Origin of the sequence: Actinocrispum sp. NPDC049592 (assembly GCF_040675465.1) — a bacterium.
Lineage (GTDB): Bacteria > Actinomycetota > Actinomycetes > Mycobacteriales > Pseudonocardiaceae > Kibdelosporangium.
The window spans coordinates 623127-642018 of record NZ_JBFAPA010000001.1; the positions used below are offsets into that span (position 1 = coordinate 623127).

20 protein-coding genes and 1 tRNA gene are annotated in these 18892 nt (G+C 66.4%); 10 read left to right on the forward strand and 11 right to left on the reverse strand.

The features are described 5' to 3' along the window. Positions 1–24: 24 nt before the first annotated feature. Both AB0J95_RS02925 and AB0J95_RS02930 read left to right on the forward strand, forming a co-directional pair. The gene (locus AB0J95_RS02925) at positions 25–975 is read left to right on the forward strand and encodes a metallophosphoesterase (protein WP_364751432.1); all 951 of its coding nucleotides are present in this window, start codon (positions 25–27) and stop codon (positions 973–975) included. 17 nt (positions 976–992) lie between these two features. Beyond that, positions 993–1066, forward strand: a tRNA-Pro gene (locus AB0J95_RS02930). A 400-nt stretch (positions 1067–1466) separates the two neighbouring features. Here AB0J95_RS02930 and AB0J95_RS02935 read toward each other — a convergent pair. The 3 genes from AB0J95_RS02935 to AB0J95_RS02945 form a co-directional block, all read right to left on the reverse strand. Then, positions 1467–2273, reverse strand: a complete 807-nt coding sequence (locus tag AB0J95_RS02935; RefSeq protein ID WP_364751435.1) for a helix-turn-helix domain-containing protein — start codon at positions 2271–2273, stop codon at positions 1467–1469. Between the two features lie 139 nt (positions 2274–2412). Next, positions 2413–3252, reverse strand: a complete 840-nt coding sequence (locus AB0J95_RS02940; protein ID WP_364751438.1) for an SAVMC3_10250 family protein — start codon at positions 3250–3252, stop codon at positions 2413–2415. 940 nt (positions 3253–4192) lie between these two features. Then, positions 4193–4684 (reverse strand): hypothetical protein, encoded by a 492-nt coding sequence (locus tag AB0J95_RS02945; RefSeq protein ID WP_364751440.1) that lies wholly within the window; start codon positions 4682–4684, stop codon positions 4193–4195. A 588-nt stretch (positions 4685–5272) separates the two neighbouring features. Between AB0J95_RS02945 and AB0J95_RS02950 the strand changes: the two genes are divergently transcribed. The 4 genes from AB0J95_RS02950 to AB0J95_RS02965 all read left to right on the forward strand — a co-directional run bounded on the left by AB0J95_RS02950 (position 5273) and on the right by AB0J95_RS02965 (position 7759). Then, positions 5273–5557 (forward strand): hypothetical protein, encoded by a 285-nt coding sequence (locus tag AB0J95_RS02950; RefSeq protein ID WP_364751442.1) that lies wholly within the window; start codon positions 5273–5275, stop codon positions 5555–5557. Continuing rightward, a complete protein-coding gene (locus AB0J95_RS02955; RefSeq protein WP_364751445.1) occupies positions 5554–6471 on the forward strand; it encodes a sigma-70 family RNA polymerase sigma factor in 918 nt (305 codons plus the stop codon). Before AB0J95_RS02950 ends, AB0J95_RS02955 begins: the two co-directional genes overlap by 4 nt. 24 nt (positions 6472–6495) lie before the next feature. After that, positions 6496–7404: an RNA polymerase sigma factor SigJ gene (sigJ, locus tag AB0J95_RS02960; RefSeq protein ID WP_364751449.1), complete on the forward strand. Its 909-nt coding sequence runs from the start codon at positions 6496–6498 to the stop codon at positions 7402–7404. A 133-nt stretch (positions 7405–7537) separates the two neighbouring features. Further along, positions 7538–7759, forward strand: coding sequence for a hypothetical protein (locus AB0J95_RS02965; protein ID WP_364751452.1), 222 nt, complete (start codon positions 7538–7540; stop codon positions 7757–7759). On the opposite strand, the gene AB0J95_RS02970 is transcribed toward AB0J95_RS02965, so the two are convergent. Further along, positions 7756–8232 (reverse strand): DUF3291 domain-containing protein, encoded by a 477-nt coding sequence (locus AB0J95_RS02970; RefSeq protein ID WP_364751454.1) that lies wholly within the window; start codon positions 8230–8232, stop codon positions 7756–7758. The genes AB0J95_RS02965 and AB0J95_RS02970 overlap by 4 nt on opposite strands. Before the next feature lie 50 nt (positions 8233–8282). Here AB0J95_RS02970 and AB0J95_RS02975 point away from each other — a divergent pair, with 50 nt between their 5' ends. Continuing rightward, on the forward strand, positions 8283–10139 hold the full coding sequence (locus tag AB0J95_RS02975; RefSeq protein WP_364751457.1) for a prolyl oligopeptidase family serine peptidase: 1857 nt from the start codon (positions 8283–8285) through the stop codon (positions 10137–10139). A gap of 69 nt (positions 10140–10208) precedes the next feature. On the opposite strand, the gene AB0J95_RS02980 is transcribed toward AB0J95_RS02975, so the two are convergent. The 3 genes from AB0J95_RS02980 to AB0J95_RS02990 all read right to left on the reverse strand — a co-directional run bounded on the left by AB0J95_RS02980 (position 10209) and on the right by AB0J95_RS02990 (position 11794). Next, the gene (locus AB0J95_RS02980) at positions 10209–10685 is read right to left on the reverse strand and encodes a DNA starvation/stationary phase protection protein (protein ID WP_364751460.1); all 477 of its coding nucleotides are present in this window, start codon (positions 10683–10685) and stop codon (positions 10209–10211) included. A 42-nt stretch (positions 10686–10727) separates the two neighbouring features. Continuing rightward, entirely contained in the window at positions 10728–11153 is a 426-nt protein-coding gene (locus AB0J95_RS02985) for an organic hydroperoxide resistance protein (protein ID WP_364751462.1), read from the reverse strand. Positions 11154–11239: 86 nt separating this feature from the next. Beyond that, positions 11240–11794 carry an NAD(P)H-dependent oxidoreductase gene (locus tag AB0J95_RS02990; RefSeq protein WP_364751465.1) on the reverse strand — a complete coding sequence of 185 codons (555 nt, stop codon included), beginning with the start codon at positions 11792–11794 and terminating at the stop codon, positions 11240–11242. A 65-nt stretch (positions 11795–11859) separates the two neighbouring features. On the opposite strand from AB0J95_RS02990, the gene AB0J95_RS02995 reads away from it, so the two are divergent. Further along, entirely contained in the window at positions 11860–12933 is a 1074-nt protein-coding gene (locus AB0J95_RS02995; protein ID WP_364751467.1) for an alpha/beta hydrolase, read from the forward strand. A gap of 50 nt (positions 12934–12983) precedes the next feature. Here the strand turns inward: AB0J95_RS02995 and AB0J95_RS03000 are convergent, their stop codons facing one another. From AB0J95_RS03000 to AB0J95_RS03010, 3 genes are all read right to left on the reverse strand, one after another. Then, a complete protein-coding gene (locus AB0J95_RS03000; protein ID WP_364751470.1) occupies positions 12984–13511 on the reverse strand; it encodes a hypothetical protein in 528 nt (175 codons plus the stop codon). Positions 13512–13832: 321 nt separating this feature from the next. Next, positions 13833–14264, reverse strand: coding sequence for a Fur family transcriptional regulator (locus tag AB0J95_RS03005; protein ID WP_364753433.1), 432 nt, complete (start codon positions 14262–14264; stop codon positions 13833–13835). A 206-nt stretch (positions 14265–14470) separates the two neighbouring features. Beyond that, entirely contained in the window at positions 14471–14656 is a 186-nt protein-coding gene (locus tag AB0J95_RS03010; RefSeq protein ID WP_364751473.1) for a hypothetical protein, read from the reverse strand. Positions 14657–14815: 159 nt separating this feature from the next. Here AB0J95_RS03010 and AB0J95_RS03015 point away from each other — a divergent pair, with 159 nt between their 5' ends. Together AB0J95_RS03015 and AB0J95_RS03020 are read left to right on the forward strand one after the other, a co-directional pair. Beyond that, a complete protein-coding gene (locus tag AB0J95_RS03015) occupies positions 14816–15841 on the forward strand; it encodes a LacI family DNA-binding transcriptional regulator (protein ID WP_364751475.1) in 1026 nt (341 codons plus the stop codon). Positions 15842–16014: 173 nt separating this feature from the next. After that, entirely contained in the window at positions 16015–17616 is a 1602-nt protein-coding gene (locus tag AB0J95_RS03020) for an alpha/beta fold hydrolase (RefSeq protein WP_364751477.1), read from the forward strand. A 223-nt stretch (positions 17617–17839) separates the two neighbouring features. On the opposite strand, the gene AB0J95_RS03025 is transcribed toward AB0J95_RS03020, so the two are convergent. Beyond that, complete coding sequence (locus AB0J95_RS03025; protein WP_364751480.1) at positions 17840–18889, reverse strand: dipeptide ABC transporter ATP-binding protein; 1050 nt, start codon at positions 18887–18889, stop codon at positions 17840–17842. Positions 18890–18892 lie beyond the last annotated feature (3 nt).

Here is an 18892-nt window from a genome sequence, read left to right on the forward strand (position 1 = left end):
GCAATACAGCCGTACCCTCGAAGCGTGAGCACGTTGGGCCGAATCGCACTGACCACGACCGCCGCCGGAGCCGCAGCCATCGCGTACGCGGCGGGGATCGAACGAAGGCGCTGGACACTGCGCCAAGCGACCCTGCCGGTGCTCGCCGAAGGCGCCCGGCCGTTGCGCGTGCTGCACATCTCGGACATCCACATGCTGCCCGGGCAGAAGTCGAAGCAGCGCTGGATCGCGGCCCTCGACGCCCTCGAGCCCGACCTCGTGGTGAACACCGGCGACAACCTCGCGCACAAGCAGGCGGTCCCCGCCGTCATCCGGGCGCTGGGGCCGTTGCTGAACCGGCCGGGTGTGTTCGTGTTCGGCAGCAACGACTACTACGCGCCGAAACCCAAGAACCCGGTGCGCTACCTGCTGCCTCGCGCGAAGAAGAAGCGCATCCACGGCATCGCGCTGCCCTGGCGTGACCTGCGCGCGGCCTTCGTGGAACGCGGCTGGCACGACCTGACCCACGTCCGCCGGATCGTGACCGTCCAGGGCCAGAACATCGCGGTGGCCGGCGTCGACGACCCCCACCTCAAACGCGACCGCTACAACGAGATCGCCGGCCGCCCCGACCCCAACGCCGCCCTGCGCCTCGGCGTCACCCACTCCCCCGAACCGCGCGTCCTCGACCCGTTCGCCGAAGACGGCTACGACCTCGTCATGGCCGGCCACACCCACGGCGGCCAGCTGCGCATCCCCGGCTACGGCGCCATCGTGACGAACTGTGAGCTCGATCGCAGCCGGGCCCGCGGCGCCAGCCGCTGGGGCAGCCACATGTGGCTGCACGTCTCCGCCGGCCTCGGCACATCCCCCTACGCCCCAGTCCGTTTCGCCTGCCCACCCGAAGCCACCCTGCTGACCCTCACCCCCCGCCCCGCAGGCAGCACCAACACCGAAACCGATACCCGTTTCGGGGCGCGAGCGGACGTCCGCTAGAGTTACCTCTGCAAGACCGGGGTGTGGCGCAGCTTGGTAGCGCGCTTCGTTCGGGACGAAGAGGTCGTGGGTTCGAATCCCGCCACCCCGACGCAGGTCAGAGCCCGTCCACTTTAGAGTGGACGGGCTCTTTGCATGTCCTGCCTGCCTAACTGCCTGTCTAAGCCGCCGAGCCTGGGAAGATGCCTGTCCTGGTCGAAAACTCGGTTACCGGTCCTGGCCTAGACTTTCATGCAGCAGGCCGGTACTCGTTGAGCAGTCCTCGGAGACACTGCCGGCGTCGAATCGTGTCGAGTGGGGCTGGAAACGGGATCATGTTTGGTTTGTCGTCGGGTGCATGCAGACGCATCTCGTTGCCTTGGTGGCTGCGCCCGGCGTTGTAGTGGGCGACGTAGGCGTCGAGGACATGGTGTAGCTGTCGTTCTCCGGTGATGAGGATCCGGTCGGTGCACTCTCGCGGAGGGAGCCGATCCAGCGCTCGGCGAAGGCGTTCATCCGCGGGGCCTGTGGTGCGGTGAGCATGATCTGGATGCCGATAGCGGCGAAGACCGCGTCGAAGGCGCTACCGAACTTCGTATCACGGTCGCGAATGAGGTGTGTGAATCGGTGGCCGGCGTCCTCCAGATCACTGGCAAGTTCGCGGGCGACCTGAACCACCCAGGCCGTGGTCGGATGCTGTGTAATGCCGAGCAGGTGGAGCCTCGTGTCTTGATCTCGATGATGAACGCGACGTACAGCCGCTTCAGCGTCACGGTGTCGATGTGGAAGAAGTCGATCGCTAGCAGGCTGTCGGCCTGGGCGCGTAGGAAAGTGCGCCAGGTGTCGTCGCGGCGTGTCGATGGTGGGACTTCGTTGGCACGCAGGATTCTGCGGATGGTCGAGGCAGCGACCCGGTGGCCGAGGCGACGCAGTTCACCCTGGATACGCACTACACCCCAGGTCCGGTTCTCCTTCGCCAGACGCAGGATGAACGTGACCAGCTCATCGCCGATCGGAGGGCGACCCAGCGGTCGTGGCTGTCGCCACCGGGTGGCGATCAGCCTGCGGTGCCAGCGCAGCAACGTTCCCGGTGTGACTATCCGATGGGCGCGTAGCGCCTTGGGAAGCATCCGGGCCAGCCTGGTTAGGACAGCGCGATCCGGCCAGGACAGGCGAGGTCTCGGGTTGTTGCGTCGCAGCACGGCGACTTCGTGGCGCAAGGCGAGTATCTCGGCGTCCTTCGACGCAGACGATCGAGCGAACAGGGCGAGCCAGGACAGCACCTGACCGAAGAGCTGATAGACCAGACGGACAGCCACGACTGCCGATCATCAGATGTCACGATTGCCCAGGTCAAACCGGATAGCCCGCATTCTCGACCAGGACAGCCACCGAGTGGATCACTGATCTCGTGGTGTAGAGGACTGCGCGGGCGCCCACTCGGCCGAAGTGGACCAGTCATTGTGATTCGTCGTACGGGGCGACATATTCGATATACAGAGGAGTCGCAGCAAGCCATGACCCATACGCAAAGGTAACTCGCGCAAATCCCGCCATTAAGGCGGAAAACGTGGGGACATTTCGATATTGCGACTTTTCATTGAAGAAGTCGTAATCAAGCGCACCTATTAGGCGTTTTAATGCGGTTAGGGTGTCAGCTTTTCCAGCGGGTGTGTGACTATCGCGACCATTCGGGCCTTCTGCAAGTCGCTCCAGGAGATGTCTAAACTCGTGCGTGGCGGAGCCAAAGCCGCCGGCCACTGGCGTCCCGGTCACCTTTCCGAAGCCAACGAGGCTTTGGGGTGACCCATGCAATAGAAACGTACCACCATCCTGGCCCGGCCATGCATGAAAGACGACTATGGGAGCTAACCCCTCGAAAGTGAGGATATCATAGGCAAGAGGCGCCTCGAAGTTGACCCATTCTCCTGGTGAGAGGCTGTCGTCTTGAAACCATTTTGCATATCGCCCCATCTTGTCCAGCTTTTTTAGAACACGGTCGATGTCTCGGCTCGTCGCCCTGGGCACATCAGGCTCGCTGGCGAATTTAAGTTCGCCAATAATAGGAATCTTGAGACTGCCTTCGAACTTAATTCGGCGTGACCAACGCCGACCTAGAGCGAACTCTTCTAACAGTTTGCGCTCGGATAGGTAAACCAGCTCTCGCATGCTTCTCCAGGCCATCTTGGAACGTCCGACGTTGGTCAAGCATAGGACTGCCCGCAGACGGACATCGATGCCGATGCGGTGCTCGATGACATACGTGCTGGGCAGATGCTGTACACGGTCAATCAGCACCGTTCACTTACGGTCCTACGGCAAGATGACCGGCCGTGCTGCTGCGGCTGGCCTACCTCGGCCTGACCAACACCTTCGCCCTACTCCGCCTGATCCCGACCAGCAACCAGGACAAAGACATCGAGATCCTCGCCCTGCGACACCAGATCGGAGTACTGCAACGGCAACTCGGCGACACCAGAGTGCGATTCAGCCCAGCCGACAGGGCGCTACTCACCGCGCTCCTGCACCGACTACCACGCCACATCTTGCACAGACTCCGCCTGCTGGTCCGCCCGGATACCATCCTGCGCTGGCACCGCGACCTGCTCCGCCGACGCCACGCCAGAATGTCTCGACCGAGACACCCGGGCCGGCCGCGCATCATCCGGTCCATCCGAGTCCTGGTCCTGCGCCTGGCCAAGGAGAACCCGAGCTGGGGCTACCGCCGTATCCATGGCGAACTCCTTGTCCTGGGCATCAAGGTCGCCGCCTCGACCGTGTGGCAGATCCTCACCGACGCCGGGATCGATCCCGCACCCGCACGCGCGTCCAGCACCTGGGCCCAGTTCCTCCGATCCCAAGCAGAGGTCCTGCTGGCCTGCGACTTCTTCGAAACCGACGGCCACCGAACCCTCATCGGCAAACAGACCTGCTGTTTGGTTGAGGAGGCGACACATCGCCAGCGCGGGCCGCGCACATTCTTCTGGTCGGCGAGCGCCGGAGAATACCGCACGATTGAGATACCGCTACTTCACCCGTCGACAAGTTGCGAGCGGCGGCGGTCGGTCAACTCGACAGGCCTACCAGGAACTGTCCAAGCAGGAACTGATCAGGGATCGCCAAGGCATACAGGCTGCCCCGGCGGTCGCATCCCGTCATGGCGCCGCCGCCGGCCGGATTCACCCCGATCTGAGCGTCAGCTCAAACGTCACTGCCGTCGGATCTGCGAAGTCGCCGGTCAAAATGTCTCGGTGCTGGCGCCGAACAACAACTCGTGTACGTCGGCTGTTGGCCGCATCCGTCTCCCGCCTATCGTCGTGTACACGTACAGGCTCGGCGGCACCTCGTCCGATACCGGACCGTAGCGGATTTCCAGCGGTCCCCGGAAGGGGTGGGGGTTGGCTGGCTGGAAGTCCATTTCTCCGGTCCTATACTCACCCAGGGGGAACAGGTCGGGCTGGCCGTACCACGCTGCGTTCGGGTCGCCAGAGCGCCGGAACGCGTAGATGATGTCCCGCTGGCCGACGGGGCGCCCGCGAGGCTTCGGGGGCGGCTGGTGCCGGGTGGCGAGTTTGACGACCATATCGGTCTCCTTCGTGAGTGCCGTGAGCATCGCGATGACGAAGTCCCGCATCTCGATGCCGTGGCCGCGGAGGACGGTTTTCGCGGCCTGTTGCACCTCGATCGGCGCCCGGACCGTGATGGCAGGGTCTGCGTGCTTGCTGCCCATACTCAACAGAATAACAGAAGTGGTTGCCACTTATCGAGCTTCGAACATGAGTCGGTAAGCCCAGTTCCTTGCGTTGCGCCTGCCGGTCGTTCTCGGGAGAAAACTGGGAGAAGTACTCACGGCAGACCGCCACGGGCGCCTACACAGACCAACACCGTCCAATACCCCTGGCCTGCATCTTTGTGTCTGCCCGCAGGTCGCGGGTGATGTCGAACCTAATTCGGGACGAAGAGGTCGTGGGTTCGAATCCCGCCACCCGACTCGGTCGAGGGCGACTCGTGTCCGCGGAATGCGCGGACTGGGTCGCCCTCGTTTTTATGTTGGGGGGGCGACCCCCCAAACCCCCCGGAGGCGCGGAGCGCCGGAGGCGCGTGTGCGTAGGGCCGGAGGCCCGAGCGCCAGAGCGTCACGTTGCGCGGGAGCGTAGGGCCGGAGGCCTAAGAGCGGCGAGTTTGTGTGGGGCTGTCCCTGTCACAGGGGGCTGGTTCTTGATGTCTGAGTGGGGGACATCGTGGTGGGTTCGATGAGTTTCTGGCTCGGTGCGGATCCAACAGATGTCATAGATCCACGCGACAGAGGGAGTCAGTGATGACCCACATTAAGGCGAATGTTGTGCGGTATGGGACAAAGGCGGGGCAGGCCGAGGAGAACGTGCGGAAGGTGGAGGCGCTGTTCGCGCAGCTGGCCGAGGAACGTCCGGAGGGTGTGAGCTACCAGGCTTACCAGCTCCCGGATGGGCGGTTCCTGCACATCTCGCAGGGAAACACCGAGCTGTTGCAGTCGTTGAGCGCGTTCAAGGAGTTCGCTCAGGCCGGGTTGATGGATGGTGCGCCGGAGATCACGCCGTCGAAGGTGATCGGCGTCTATCCGTGACCGAGGTCGACGACCTCGACCGGTTCCGCCCGGAGCTGCTCCGGCTGTGTTACCGCCTGCTCGGCTCGGTCCACGACGCCGAGGACGCGGTGCAGGAGAGCTACCTGCGGGCCTGGCGGTCCCTCGACCAGTTCGACGGCCGGGCGTCCCTGGGCACCTGGCTGTACCGGATCGCCACGAACGTGTGCCTGCGGCAGCTGGAAACAGCCGGCCGCAGGCCCCTCCCGTCCGGGATGGACCACCCGGGCATGCAGCCGGTCGAGGTGCCGTGGCTGGAGCCGTTCCCGACTGATCCCGCGATGATCGTGGAGGAACGTGACTCGCTCCGGCTCGCGCTCATTGCCGCGTTGCAGTTCCTGCCACCCAGGCAACGGGCCGTGCTGATCCTCCGGGACGTACTGCATTGGCGCGCCGTGGAGGTGGCGTCGGCGTTGGAGACGTCGACCGCGGCCGTGAACAGCCTCCTGCAACGCGCCCGCACCCAGCTGGCGGAGGCCGGGCTGACCGAGACCGACGTGACCTACCCGCTCGACGAGCACCAGCGCAGGCTGATCGACCGGTACGCGGCCGCCTTCGAACGCGCCGACATCGACGACCTCGTGCTGACCCTCACCGAGGACGCGGCCTGGGAAATGCCACCGAACCCGATGTGGTTCGCCGGCCGCGCCGCGATCGGCGGGTTCCTCAAGGCCAAAGCGGTCGGGAACCGGTCGTCGATCCGGACCGAGGCCAACGGCCAGCCCGCGGTGGCGGTCTACAACGGCGATGGCTCAGCACACTCAATACATGTGCTGACCGTGACGTCCCAAGGAATCAGCCGATCGGTGGTCTTCTTGGACGTGACGGTGTTCGATCTCTTCGGGCTGCCCCGGGTCCTGTCACACATACCGGCCGCCAGGTGTCAGGGTTCGTAAGGACATCACGGTGGAGGGTGGCTGATGACGGACCTGGCGGAGAGCTTCGAGGAGAACCGGGGCCGGCTGCGGGCAGTGGCGTACCGGATGCTCGGCTCGATCGCCGAGGCCGACGACGCGGTGCAGGAAGCCTGGCTGCGCCTCAACCGGTCGGACGCCAACGAGATCGACAACCTCAGCGCCTGGCTGACCACGGTCGTCGCGCGGGTGTGCCTGAACGTGTTGCGGTCGCGGCGCACCCATGGCGAGGACCTGGTGGGTGTGCACATCCCGGATCCAGTGGTCGGTCGCGCGGATGGGCCCACGCCCGAGGCGGAGGCGTTGCTGGCCGACTCGGTGGGGTTGGCGCTGCAGGTCGTGCTGGAGACGTTGACGCCTGCCGAGCGGCTGGCGTTCGTCCTGCACGACATGTTCGACCTGCCCTTCGACGAGATAGCGCCGATGGTCGGGCGTACGCCCGCCACGGCCCGGCAGCTCGCCAGCCGGGCGCGGCGGCGGGTCCGCGGCGCGGAGGTGCCCGACCCGGACCTCACCCGGCAGCGGGCGGTCGTGACCGCGTTCTTCGCCGCGGCCCACGACGGGGACTTCGAGGCGCTGGTTTCCGTGCTGCACCCTGATGTCGTGCTTCGCGCGGATGGCGGGACCGCTCGCCCGGAGAACACCGGCGTGGTTCGCGGCGCGGCGCAGGTCGCCGGTCAGGCGATCATGTTCAGCCGCCCCGCCGTGGTCCGGCACCCGGCGACGGTCAACGGGGCCGCGGGTGCGGTCGTGACGGTGAGCGGGCAGCCGTACGCGGTCATGGCCTTCACGGTCACCGAAGACAAGATCGTGTCCATCGACATCCTGGCCGACCCCGAGCGGGTCGGGCGGCTCGACCTGGCCGGCTTCGCGGGCGGAGATGTCCAGGGACTTTCGGCCCCAGATAGTCACTGACCGCAAGCAACAAACTACGACGAACGAGTGAAGGTTTAAGGGTCAACTGACTATCTGTAACGGGCCTGCTGATCGTCGCGAGGACGATGTGTGCGTCCACACGGGGCGCCGGGTGGTCGAGAAGGAACCCTCAATGAGTTCGGTGTCGGCGCTCAACCTGTCGGTACGACCCAGCCTCGCGCGGGTGGGTGTTGTTGGTGTGTTCGCGGTTCTGCTTGTGGGGCTTGGGTTTCTCGTGCCGTTCTGGATTGTGCTGGCGACCGGGACCGGGTCGGCCGGCGGGCTGGCCGTCGCGCGCAAGTGGCGGCGGGCCAGCTCGACGGTCGACCGGATCCTGGCCGAGGAGCTCCGTTAGCACTCGACGAGCGAACGGGTCACCGCTTCGCCCGATGCGGTAAACGTGTGACGGAGGGTAAAGGCCAATGGTGACGGACCGTGCTCACGGAGCTGGGTCAGCCGCTCCTCGGCCTCGGCGACCGAGGGCCGGTGACCGGCGGGCACCCACCAGAGCGCCGTCATCGCCTCCACCGGCCGTTCGAACCACTCCCGGCGGCGTTTCATGATCGACCGGTGCGCGTCGTCGTACACATAGGCCGACAGCGTCTCCACCGAAGTCCACACGGACATGTTCACGATCAACCAGTCGTCGTCGAAGACCCGCACCGCGGTCGCGTCGCCGTCCTCGGTCTGCAACCGCCACACGAACCCGGGTGCGGCGTCCGCCACCGCGTTCACCGGCTCGAGAGCGGCCACGAAGTCCCGCAGCAGCGGGCTGTCCAGCGGCTGCAGCAGCCTGCTGATGTTCACCTGAGCGAGCTCATACCCCATGCTGCCAACTTATCCCGGCCAGGACTGGTCACGCCCTGCCCGAAGGGCACATGGATGAGGCAGGATCTCCCCTTGTGACCAAGCATCCCGTAGCCCCGGAACCCGAGAGCCTGTTCGACGACACCGCGGCGGACGCGCGGTGGCGGGCGCGGTTCCGGGCCGCCCGCGTCAGCCTGCCCGACTGGGCCAGGGACGCGCCCGACCGCAACGTGTACCTCTCCAACGCCAGCGGCGTGTGGGAGACGTACGCGTGGGACCGGTCGACCGGGATCCACCGCCAGGTCACCGACCGCCCGAACGGCACGTACAACTCCGCGGTCAGCCCGGACGGCGAGCGGATCTGGTGGTTCGCCGACACCGACGGCAACGAGTTCGGCCACTGGGTCACCGAACCGTTCGCCGGCCACCCGATCGCCGAGGAGCCGCGCAAGGCCATGCCGGCCGCGCCGGACGGCTACCCGGCGGGCCTTGAGGTCGGCCGATCGGTTGTGGCCATTGGGATTTCCAACGACGACGGCACGAAAGTCCTGGTGTCCAAGGACAACGGGTCGGGCGAGGTCATCTACGCGCACGAGAACGACGGTGGCGTGGCCGCGCAGTCCCGCGACGAGCGCTACCTGGTCATCGCGCACTCCGAGCACGGCGACAACCGGCACACCGCGTTGCGCGTGGTCGACACCACCGGCAAGGCGGTAGCCGACAAGTGGGACGGCAAGGGCAAAGGCCTGGACGCCATCGGGTTCAGCCCGGTCGGCGGCGACCCGCGGCTGCTGGTGCTGCACGAGCGCCGCGGCCGCGAGGAGCTGCTGATCTGGGACGTCGAACAGGACACCGAGACCGAGCTCAGCCTGGACCTGCCCGGCGAGGTGTCCGCGGCCTGGTACCCGGACGGCCGGTCGATTCTGGTCGTGCACACCTACAAGTCGCGCAACACCCTGCACCAGTACCTCATCGAGACCAACGAGCTGTCCCTTCTGGACACTCCACAAGGGACGGTTGGTTCCGCGGGCGTACGGCCGGACGGCACCATCGAGTACTCCTGGTCGAACGCGGCCGAGCCGTCCATGGTCCGGGCACTGTTCACCGACGGCACCGACGACGTCCTGCTCACCCCACCGGGCGACCGGGCCCCGGGCAGCGTGCCCGTCACCGACGCGTTCGTGCCGGGCCCGGGCGGCGAAGTGCACGCACTGATCGCCACGCCGGACGGCGAAGGCCCGTTCCCCACGGTGTTCAGCCTGCACGGCGGGCCGCACTCGGCCGACGAGGACCGGTTCTCGGCATACCGCGCGGTATGGATCGACGCCGGGTTCGCCGTGGTGCACGTCAACTACCGCGGTTCCACCGGTTATGGCTCCGCTTGGCGTGACGCGATCGAGGGACGCCCGGGCCTCACCGAGCTCGAAGACGTGGCCGCGGTACACGATTGGGCGGTTCAGTCGGGTCTTGCCGACCCCCAAAAATGTGTCGTCGCGGGCGCGAGCTGGGGCGGCTACCTGACATTGCTCGCCATGGGCGTCCAGCCGGAGCGCTGGGCCGTCGGCGCGGCAGGCGTTCCGGTCGCGGACTACCTGGCCGCGTACGAGGACGAGATGGAACCGCTGCGGGCGTTCGACCGCGCGTTGTTCGGCGGTTCCCCCGAGGAACTCCCTGATCTGTACCGGGAATGCTCACCGATCACGTACATCGACCAGGTCAGGGCGCCGGTGCTGGTCTGGGCCGGGGAGAACGACCCGCGCTGCCCGATCCGGCAGATCGACAACTACCTGGACGCGCTGGCCGAGCGGAACCTGCCCTACGAGGAGTACCGCTACGACGCCGGCCACGGCTCGCTGGTGGTGGCCGAGACGATCAAGCAGGTGGCCATCGAGGTGCACTTCGTCCAGCGGATGCTGGAAACGCGCTGACACAAGCGAAAAGACCGTCCCCCGGCAGGTGCTCCCTGCAAACACCTGCCGGGGACGGCCCTTCCTAGGTCAGGCCCGTTGGGCCTGCCACATCCAGTGCGCCTGCTCGAGCTCGCGGGCGATCTCGATCAGCAGGTCCTGGGTGACCAGGTCGCTCTTGTCGGTCTCGTCGATGCCCTTGCGCAGCTTCTTGATGATCGCTTCGAGGGTCCGCACGATCGCCTCGACGGTCTGCTCGTCGGACTGCCAGCCGTCCGGATAGGCCGGCAGGCCTGAACTCTCGACGATCGTGCGTGCCTTGCCGTTCGGGGAGACGCCGATCGTGTTGGCTCGCTCGGCGACCTCGTCGACGTACGTCCGTGCGGTGCTGACCAGCTCGTCGAGCTGCAGGTGCACGCTGCGGAAGTTCTTGCCGACCACGTTCCAGTGCGCCTGCTTGGCGATGAGCGACAAGTCGATCAGGTCGACCAGGGTGGCCTGCAACACCGAGCCGGTGGACTTGCGGTCCGCCTCGGACAGCGGGCTCGTGATCGGGGACTTGCTCATACTGACCTCCTCTGCACAGAGGTCTACCCGTGGCCGGCGGGATCAAACAGTGGCGCTCACCGCGACCTCGATGTTGCCGCGGGTGGCGTGCGAGTACGGGCAAACCTGGTGTGCCAGCACGACAAGCTCGTTGGCCTTGCCCTGCTCCAGACCCGGCAGGTGGGCGTTGAGCTTGACCGACAACACGAACCGGCCCTCGTCGTTGCGGTTGAGCGTCACGTTCGCGGTGATCGACGCCTCGGGAACGTCCACTTTGGTCTGTCGCGCCACCAGCGTCAGCGCGCTGAGGAAGCAGGCCGAGTAGCCGGCCGCGAACAGCTGCTCGGGGTTGGTGTGCGGGCCGCCGGGACCACCGAGCTCTTTCGGCGTGGCCAGCTTCTCGTCGATCACGCCGTCCGACGAGACGACCTCGCCGTCGCGGCCCTTTCCGCTGGCAGTGACCTCGGCTGTGTACAACGCCTGTGCCATCTCGGCTGACTCCTCGCTGTTGAAGATCCGTTGTTACTGACCAGTAACGTCAGGCGGGCCCGTTTTCATGCCGACCGTGCGGCACGTCACTTCCGCTGGGCGAACTTCGCGACCTGGGTGCCGATCGTGCGCAGGTTCGCCGCGACGGTCTCGCTCGTGCAGATGCCCTCGTCGTCGAACCGAACCTCGGCGGAGTTCACCGCGGAACCGAGTGGGGTCGGCCAGCCGCGCAACGCGTGCACGATCGAGCGCAGCGAGGTGAGCGTGGTCACGGACGCCTGCCAGCCTTGGGCCACCGCGACACAGCCGACCGCGCGCCCGTCTAAGTACGGGCGTTCGTCGGCGCGCAGGTCCTCGACGTAGTCCAGGGCGTTCTTCATCAAACCGGAGATGGTCCCGTGGTAGCCGGGTGAGACGAGCACCACACCGTCCGCCTCGCGCAGGCTCGCCACCAGCCGTTGCGCGGCGGGCGACCGCTCGGGGATGGCCGGGTCGTAGAACGGCAGCACCAAGTCGTCGCCGGTGATCACCGTCGTCGACGCGCCCAGGGCTTCGGCGCCCTCCAGGGCGATGCGCAGCGCTCGCTCGGACTGTGAGCTCGCCCGCAGCGATCCACCGATACCCACCACTTTTATGGCCATTGGCTTGATCCTAGAACGTGAAGCGCTGTTGAGGTCCATAACCTACTGGCAGTAAGGTACGCGGAATGCCGAGTCTGCTGGAACGCCTGCCAGTCCCCGCCCAAGCCGGTGCGATCCGTGCGCTCTACGCCCTTCCCCGGTCGTTACGCCGGCTGGTCGCCGGCAAGCCGATCCGGATCGACGGCAACGAGCTCGCCCTGGACGCGCAGCTGTTGCTGCGGCTGCAGCAGCTGGCGAAGGTCCCGCCGTTGTCGGACGGCGAACCGGTGCACGCACGCGCATCGCTCGCGGAGAACCACAAGCTGGTCAGCGGCCCGCCGATTCAGCCGGTTGACGTCCGTGAAGTGACGATCTCGCCATCGATCGCCGGGCGGCTGTACACCCCCGCCGGGTTGGCTGAGGGGTCGCCGCTGCTGGTGTTCTTCCATGGCGGCGGGTTCGTGGTCGGCACCTTGGACAGCCACGACAACATCTGCCGGTTCCTCGCCAAGCAGGCGGAGGTGCGGGTGTTGTCGGTGGACTACCGGCTCGCGCCCGAGCATCCGTTCCCCACGCCGGTCGAGGACGCGCTGACGGCGTTCCGTTTCGCGCACGCGTCGGCGCGTTCGCTGGGCGCGTCGCCGGACGCGATTGCCGTCGGCGGGGACAGCGCCGGCGGCAACCTCGCGACCGTCGTGTCCTGGCTGACCACGCGCGAGGGCGGCCCGAAGCCGGCGTTCCAGCTGCTGTTCTACCCGGCGACCGACGCCTCGAAGCGCTACCGGTCGCAGGAGCTGTTCACCGACGGGTTCTTCCTGACCCAGGACGACATGGACTGGTTCATGCGGCACTACGCGGTACACGAGGAGGACAAGCTCGACCCGCGGTACTCACCGCTGCTCGCGCCGGACCTGTCCGGCCTGCCGCCCACCTACCTGGCCACGGCCGGTTTCGACCCGTTGCGCGACGAGGGTGAGGCGTACGCCGAACGGCTGAAGCAGGCCGGCGTGCCGGTCATTCTGTCCCGGCAGGCCGACCTGATCCACGGCTACGCCAATTTTATCGGAATTGGCACTCGTTTTCTCCAAGCGATGCACGAGGCCGCCGGGGCGCTGCGCACCGGTCTCGGAATTTCGGCCCGGGAATCGGTTCTCGAATAGGCGAATGCCCGACGCGGAAAACGCGCCGGACATTCACGTTCTCGCCGGAATTACGGGTTGGGCACCGGCACGACCGGCAACGGCGGCACCGGCAGCGGCGGCAACGGGACCGGCACCGGCAGGCCGCCGAGCAGGCTGGTCACCAGGTCGAGCAACGTGCTCAGCAACGACGTCAGCAGCGCCGTCACGCCCGACAGCAGGTCCAGGCCGGGCAGGCCCTTCTCCGAACCGTCCGGGATCTTCGCCAGCTCGGCCATCAGCTGGGTGTTCTTGTCGTTGGCCGACACCGAGTTGTCACGCACCTCGCTGCGGGTCGCCCACTCGTCGGAGCGGGTGACCAGGGCTTTCAGCACCCCGTCGAGCTCGCGCGTGTTGGCCTTCACGCCGGCCACGTCGCCGGCCTCGTAGGTTGCCTTGAGCTGGTCGTGCAGCCGCTGGACGGTCTTGGCGGCCACTTCGGGGTTGGCCGTCGCGGTCCAGCCGGAACCGTGCCAGTCGTCCGCCGAGGCGCCGCCTGCCATCACCACCAAGCTGCCCACGACCAGTACGGCCAGACGTTTAACGAATCCCATTCTCATTACCGACTCCTCCCCCCGCTCAAATGATGACGTAGCCAACAATGAGCGGATCCCGCTAGTACCGGAACATAGTCACCACGGGACTGCAGGCGCGCCAGAGTTCTTTACCAACGTCGCATTCGACGGTTTGCGCGGAGTGACCGGATATCCGGTGAAGATCAACTACATTGGGGTCGGGAGCGGGACGATTACCTGCCGGACGCTAACTGTCCGGCAAACGCCGCCCGGTCGCAGGCCGATTGGCCCGCCACAATCGGGGGAATCGTCACCTGAGTGAGTGAAAGTTCCGCAAAGCCCGTGTTGCTGCCTTGTGCTAGGCGGTCAGTTCGTTTCGGGCTTTTCGCAGGTCGGGCAGAGCCCCCAGAAGACGACCTCCGCGCCGTCGACCAGGAACCCGGCGGACTCGGCCGGCGACAGACACGGTGCGGGACCAACCGCGCAGTCGACATCCTCAGTGCGACCACACACCCGGCAGACAATGTGGTGGTGGTCGTCGCCGGTGCGGGTCTCGTAGCGCGCCGGGTGACCGGCGGGCTCGATCCGGCGAACGAGATCGGCGGCGGTGAAGACGCTCAGGACGTCGTAGATCGCCTGCGTGGACACGGTGCCGAGAGCGTCACGGACACCAGTGGCGATCTGGTCCGCCGTGGTGTGCGGGTGCTCGATCAACCAGGCGAGCACGGTCAGCCGCGGGGCGGTGACCCGCAGACCCGCGCGCTTCAACCGGTCCAGCAACTGCGCCCGGCCGGCCATCGTCGTCATACTGGTGACCCTGCCACCTCTTCTGGAACGAGTCAATAAAACGACTCGTTAACGAGTGAGCGGCCAGCGGGACGGGTGTGGTCGGTTCATGACGGCTTTGCGCACGCGGAGTTCACCGACGCGACGGAAGTGTCCATTGTGGAGGCGATCGCCAACGCCATGTCGTGCGCGGGTTTCCTGTTGTCATTGTGGCGGGATCATGAGGGCCACTGGTCGCGTTCGGGGAAATCGGTTGGCAGACCACGGAAGAACGAGACCTTCAGCCGGTGCCCGGGCATGCTGGGCAACGTCGCGTACATCCCGTTCCAGATGCCCGTCAGGCGGACTTCCTCGACGACGCTCCACACTGCGTGTAGCTCGCTATCGCTGAGAGTCTCGGACATGACACCTCCCCGGCCGCCAGGCGTCTCTTCAGGGTACGGATGTCCTAAAGTGGGAGCGCTCCCGGATTGTTGCGGGATGTTTCCGCTCGCAGTTAAGGTTGTCATTGGTGGGAGCGCTCTCGTATGGGTCTGTGCAATATGCTCTCCGGGAGGTGAGAGATGGCGACCAGTCAGAGTGATCGGCCGACCCTGGAGGACGTCGCCGCGTACGCGGGGGTCTCGAGGTCGACAGCGTCGCGGGCGCTGAACGAGGAGTCGTATGTCAGCCCGAAGGCGCGGGAGGCGGTGCTCGCCGCGGCGCGCGATCTCGGGTACTCCCCCAACCAGGCGGCGCGCTCGCTGGTCACCAAGCGCACGGGGGCGGTCGCGCTGGTGTTGTCCGAGCCGGAGTCCAAGGTTCTGGACGACCCGTACTTCCTCACGGTGATGCGGGCGGCGTTCCGGGAGCTGGCCAACCGGGGCAGCCAGATGCTGGTGATGTTCGTCGACACGCGGGACGACATTCCGCGGACGATGAAGTTCCTGGACGGCGGGCACGTCGACGGCGCGTTGGTGTTCGCGCCGCACAGTGGTGACCCGTTGCCGACCGCGTTGAAGCTGTTGCGGGTGCCGATCGTGTTCGGTGGGCGGCCGGGGAACGCCGGGCGTGGTCTGTACACAGTGGACTATGACAACGTTGCCGGTGCGCGGTACGCGGTCGAGCACCTGCTGGCGCGGGGGCGCCGCAAGATCGTGACCGTCAGCGGTTCACCGGACCACCCCGCCGCGGCCGACCGGCTTTCCGGTTGGCAGCAGACGCTCACCGACAACGGCCTTCCCACCGAGGGCTTCGTCGAAAGTGGGGATTTCACCCAGAATGGCGGGGAAACGGCGATGACTCGCCTGCTGGAACGCGTTCCGGACCTTGACGGTGTTTTTGCCGCCAGTGACCCGATGGCCGCGGGGGTGTTGCAGGCGTTGCGCGCCGCCGGAAAACGTGTGCCCGAAGATGTGTCGGTTGTCGGTTTCGACGACAATCCGTCGATCGCGCCCACACTCACGCCGCCGCTCACCTCCGTTCACCAGGAACCGGCCGAGCAGGTGCGCGAGATGATCCTGATCCTGCTGGACCTGCTATCCGGCGAAACCCCTGCCGCGCAACGGAAAGTGCTGCCCGTGTCACTCACGGTCCGCTCGTCGGCGTGAGGGCGAATCAGCCAGGAATCGGTTCGCAACGCATGCGCGGAATGCCCGGTTTTCTCATCGGGAACTCCCCGTAATCCCTACCTTCGTATGTTTTCTTCGCTTAGTTCCCGAGTGAGGATCGCGAGATCTCGAGGCGGGCTCGACACCCGCCGTTACGCGAGGAGCGAGGGAACGTGAAGAAATTCGTGGCAGCGGTCGCCGCCGCCGGGGTCGCCATCAGCGGTCTGGTCGTGGCCGCCGGCCCGGCCGCCGCGGGCGAGTCGGGCTACAGCCCGGCGGCCATCCCGTGGGGTCAGTGCGCCAGCCCGGGCCTGCAGCGCCGGGGCGCCGAGTGCGGGCTTCTCGAGGTGCCGCTGGACTATGCGCACCCGGGCGGGACCAAGATCAAGATGGCGGTGTCCCGGATCAAGCACAAGGTGTCCGACGACAAGTACCAGGGCATCATGCTGGTCAACCCGGGCGGTCCCGGCGGATCCGGCCTCACCCTGTCGGTGCTCGGTGAGTTCGTGCCCAACGGCGCGGGCGAGGCCTACGACTGGATCGGCTTCGACCCGCGCGGCGTCGGCTCCAGCCAGCCCGCGCTGACCTGCGACGGCAACTACACCGGCTACGCGCGGCCCGACTACGTGCCCGTCACCCTGAGCCTGGAACAGACCTGGCTCAAGCGCTCCAAGGGTTACGCGGACGCGTGCACGAAGAACAACGCCCCGCTGCTGCAGCACCTGAAGACGACCGACAACGTCCAGGACATGGAGTCCATCCGCAAGGCACTGGGCCGCAACGAGATCAACTACTACGGGTTCTCGTACGGCACCTACCTCGGCCAGGTGTACAGCACCCTGTACCCGAACCGGATGCGGCGCATGGTCCTCGACGGCAACGTCGACCCGCGCGGCGTGTGGTACCAGGACAACATCGACCAGGACATCGCGTTCGACCGCAACATCCGGGTCTACTTCGACTGGCTGGCCAAGTACGACAGCGTCTACCACCTGGGCACCTCCGGTGACGCCATCGGCCGCCGGTTCGAGCAGGAACGCCTGAAGCTCAAGGCCCACCCCCTCGGCGGCCAGATCGGCTCGGACGAGCTCGTGGACGTGTTCCTGCAGGCCGGGTACTACGTGTTCGGCTGGGAGGACGTGGCCACCGCGTACTCCGAGTACATCAACAAGGGCGACTTCACCGGCCTGAAGGCGTTGTGGGACGGCGGAAACCCGCAGGGCCCCGGCGCCGACAACGGTTACGCCATCTACCTGGGCACCCAGTGCACCGACGTCCAGTGGCCGACCAACTGGAACAAGTGGCGCGTCGACAACTGGCTGACCTACTTCCGCGCGCCGTTCGAGACCTGGGGCAACGCCTGGTTCAACGCGCCGTGCATCTACTGGGGCGGCAAGGCCTCGAAGCCGGTGCAGATCGACGGCAAGCGGGTGCAGAGCGCCCTGCTGATCAGCGAGACGCTCGACGCGGCGACTCCGTTCTCGGGCAGCATCGAGGTTCGTAAGCGTTACCCGAACTCGGCGCTCATCGAGGGTGTCGGCGGGACGACGCACGCTGGATCGTTGAACGGTGTGGCGTGTGTGGACAACGCGATCGCGGACTACTTGGCGACTGGGAAGTTGCCGCAGCGCAAGCCCGGGAACCGTTCGGACGTGCAGTGTGATCCGGTTCCTCAGCCCGTGCCGAGTGCCGTTTCGGCCAAGGCGGCTGCGAGTGGGGCTGGTAAGTCCGCTGAGCGACGGGCTCTGACTGAGAACCTGCTGCTGACACACTGAGGTGGCTTTGGGTGGCGCTGGCGGTTTCCGCCGGCGCCACCTTTTGCTTTGCTGGGTGGGGTTTGGACCCACTGCGGGGCGCCGCAGGGGTCCCCGCACAAAATCGAACCGCCCCCAACCATCAACTAGGCGCCGCCCCAACCCCTAACTCTCCTCTGGCAGCGTAGAAAACGGGGGTCCCCAGGCAGGGGACCCCCGTCGCGGCGTGGGTGGATGGGTGGGGTCAGATGACCTTGATGGTTTCGGCTGAGTCGGGGGTGTTCTCGGGGAAGTGGCAGGCGGCTTTGCGGCCGGGGGCCAGTTCCACGAGCTGGGGTTCCTCCACTTTGCACACTTCCTGCGCTTTCCAGCACCTGGTGTGGAAGCGGCAGCCCGACGGCGGGTTGATCGGTGAGGGCACATCGCCCTTGAGGCGGATGCGCTCACGCTTCGTCTTGCGGTCGGGGTCCGGCACAGGCACGGCCGACAGCAACGCCATTGTGTACGGGTGCATCGGCGTTTCATAGACACCGGTCCGGTCGCCCAGCTCCACGATCTTGCCGAGGTACATCACTGCCACCCGGTCGGACACGTGCCGCACCACCGAGAGGTCGTGCGCGATCATCACGTAGGTCAGGTCCAGTTCGTTCTGGAGGTCCTCCAACAGGTTGACCACCTGGGCCTGGATGGACACGTCCAAAGCGGACACTGGTTCGTCGGCGACGATCAGTTTTGGCTTCAGCGCGAGGGTTCGGGCGATGCCGATGCGCTGGCGCTGCCCGCCCGAGAACTCGTGGGGGTACCGGTTGTAGTGCTCGGGATTCAGGCCCACCAGTTCCAGCAGCTCCTGGACCGCTTTCTTCACACCGTTCTCCGTCTGCACCTTCTGCAGGTGGTACGGCGCACCCACGATCGCGCCGACGGTGTGGCGCGGGTTCAGGGAGCTGTAGGGGTCCTGGAAGATCATCTGCACGTCTCGGCGCAGCGGTCGCATGGCCGCCTGGGAGATGTGCGTGATGTCGCGGCCCTCGAAGGTGATCTTGCCGGCGGTGGGCTCGAGCAGGCGCGTCAGCAGGCGCCCGGTCGTGGTCTTGCCGCAGCCCGACTCGCCGACGAGCGAGAGCGTCTCGCCCTTCTGCACCTCGAAGTCCAGCCCGTCCACGGCCTGCACGTTGCCCTTGGTGCGCTGCAGCAGGCCCTTGCGGATCGGGAAGTACTTCTGCAGCCCCTGGGCCGACAGCAGGGTCTCCGCCGTCTTCGCCTGGGTCTCGGTGGTGGAGGTCAGTTCGCTCATCAG

Bases quoted from the DNA above. Each gene is read 5' to 3' on its own strand.
- AB0J95_RS02970 (WP_364751454.1), bottom strand. From the start codon at position 8,232: ATGGGGTATGAGCTCGCTCAGGTGAACATCAGCAGGCTGCTGCAGCCG.
- AB0J95_RS03025 (WP_364751480.1), bottom strand. From the start codon at position 18,889: ATGAGCGAACTGACCTCCACCACCGAGACCCAGGCGAAGACGGCGGAG.
- AB0J95_RS02995 (WP_364751467.1), top strand. From the start codon at position 11,860: ATGCCGAGTCTGCTGGAACGCCTGCCAGTCCCCGCCCAAGCCGGTGCG.
- AB0J95_RS02980 (WP_364751460.1), bottom strand. From the start codon at position 10,685: ATGAGCAAGTCCCCGATCACGAGCCCGCTGTCCGAGGCGGACCGCAAG.
- sigJ (WP_364751449.1), top strand. From the start codon at position 6,496: ATGACGGACCTGGCGGAGAGCTTCGAGGAGAACCGGGGCCGGCTGCGG.
- AB0J95_RS03000 (WP_364751470.1), bottom strand. From the start codon at position 13,511: ATGAGAATGGGATTCGTTAAACGTCTGGCCGTACTGGTCGTGGGCAGC.
- AB0J95_RS03010 (WP_364751473.1), bottom strand. From the start codon at position 14,656: ATGTCCGAGACTCTCAGCGATAGCGAGCTACACGCAGTGTGGAGCGTC.
- AB0J95_RS02945 (WP_364751440.1), bottom strand. From the start codon at position 4,684: ATGGGCAGCAAGCACGCAGACCCTGCCATCACGGTCCGGGCGCCGATC.
- AB0J95_RS02950 (WP_364751442.1), top strand. From the start codon at position 5,273: ATGACCCACATTAAGGCGAATGTTGTGCGGTATGGGACAAAGGCGGGG.
- AB0J95_RS03005 (WP_364753433.1), bottom strand. From the start codon at position 14,264: ATGGCCGGCCGGGCGCAGTTGCTGGACCGGTTGAAGCGCGCGGGTCTG.
- AB0J95_RS02965 (WP_364751452.1), top strand. From the start codon at position 7,538: ATGAGTTCGGTGTCGGCGCTCAACCTGTCGGTACGACCCAGCCTCGCG.
- AB0J95_RS02985 (WP_364751462.1), bottom strand. From the start codon at position 11,153: ATGGCACAGGCGTTGTACACAGCCGAGGTCACTGCCAGCGGAAAGGGC.
- AB0J95_RS03015 (WP_364751475.1), top strand. From the start codon at position 14,816: ATGGCGACCAGTCAGAGTGATCGGCCGACCCTGGAGGACGTCGCCGCG.
- AB0J95_RS02975 (WP_364751457.1), top strand. From the start codon at position 8,283: ATGGATGAGGCAGGATCTCCCCTTGTGACCAAGCATCCCGTAGCCCCG.
- AB0J95_RS02990 (WP_364751465.1), bottom strand. From the start codon at position 11,794: ATGGCCATAAAAGTGGTGGGTATCGGTGGATCGCTGCGGGCGAGCTCA.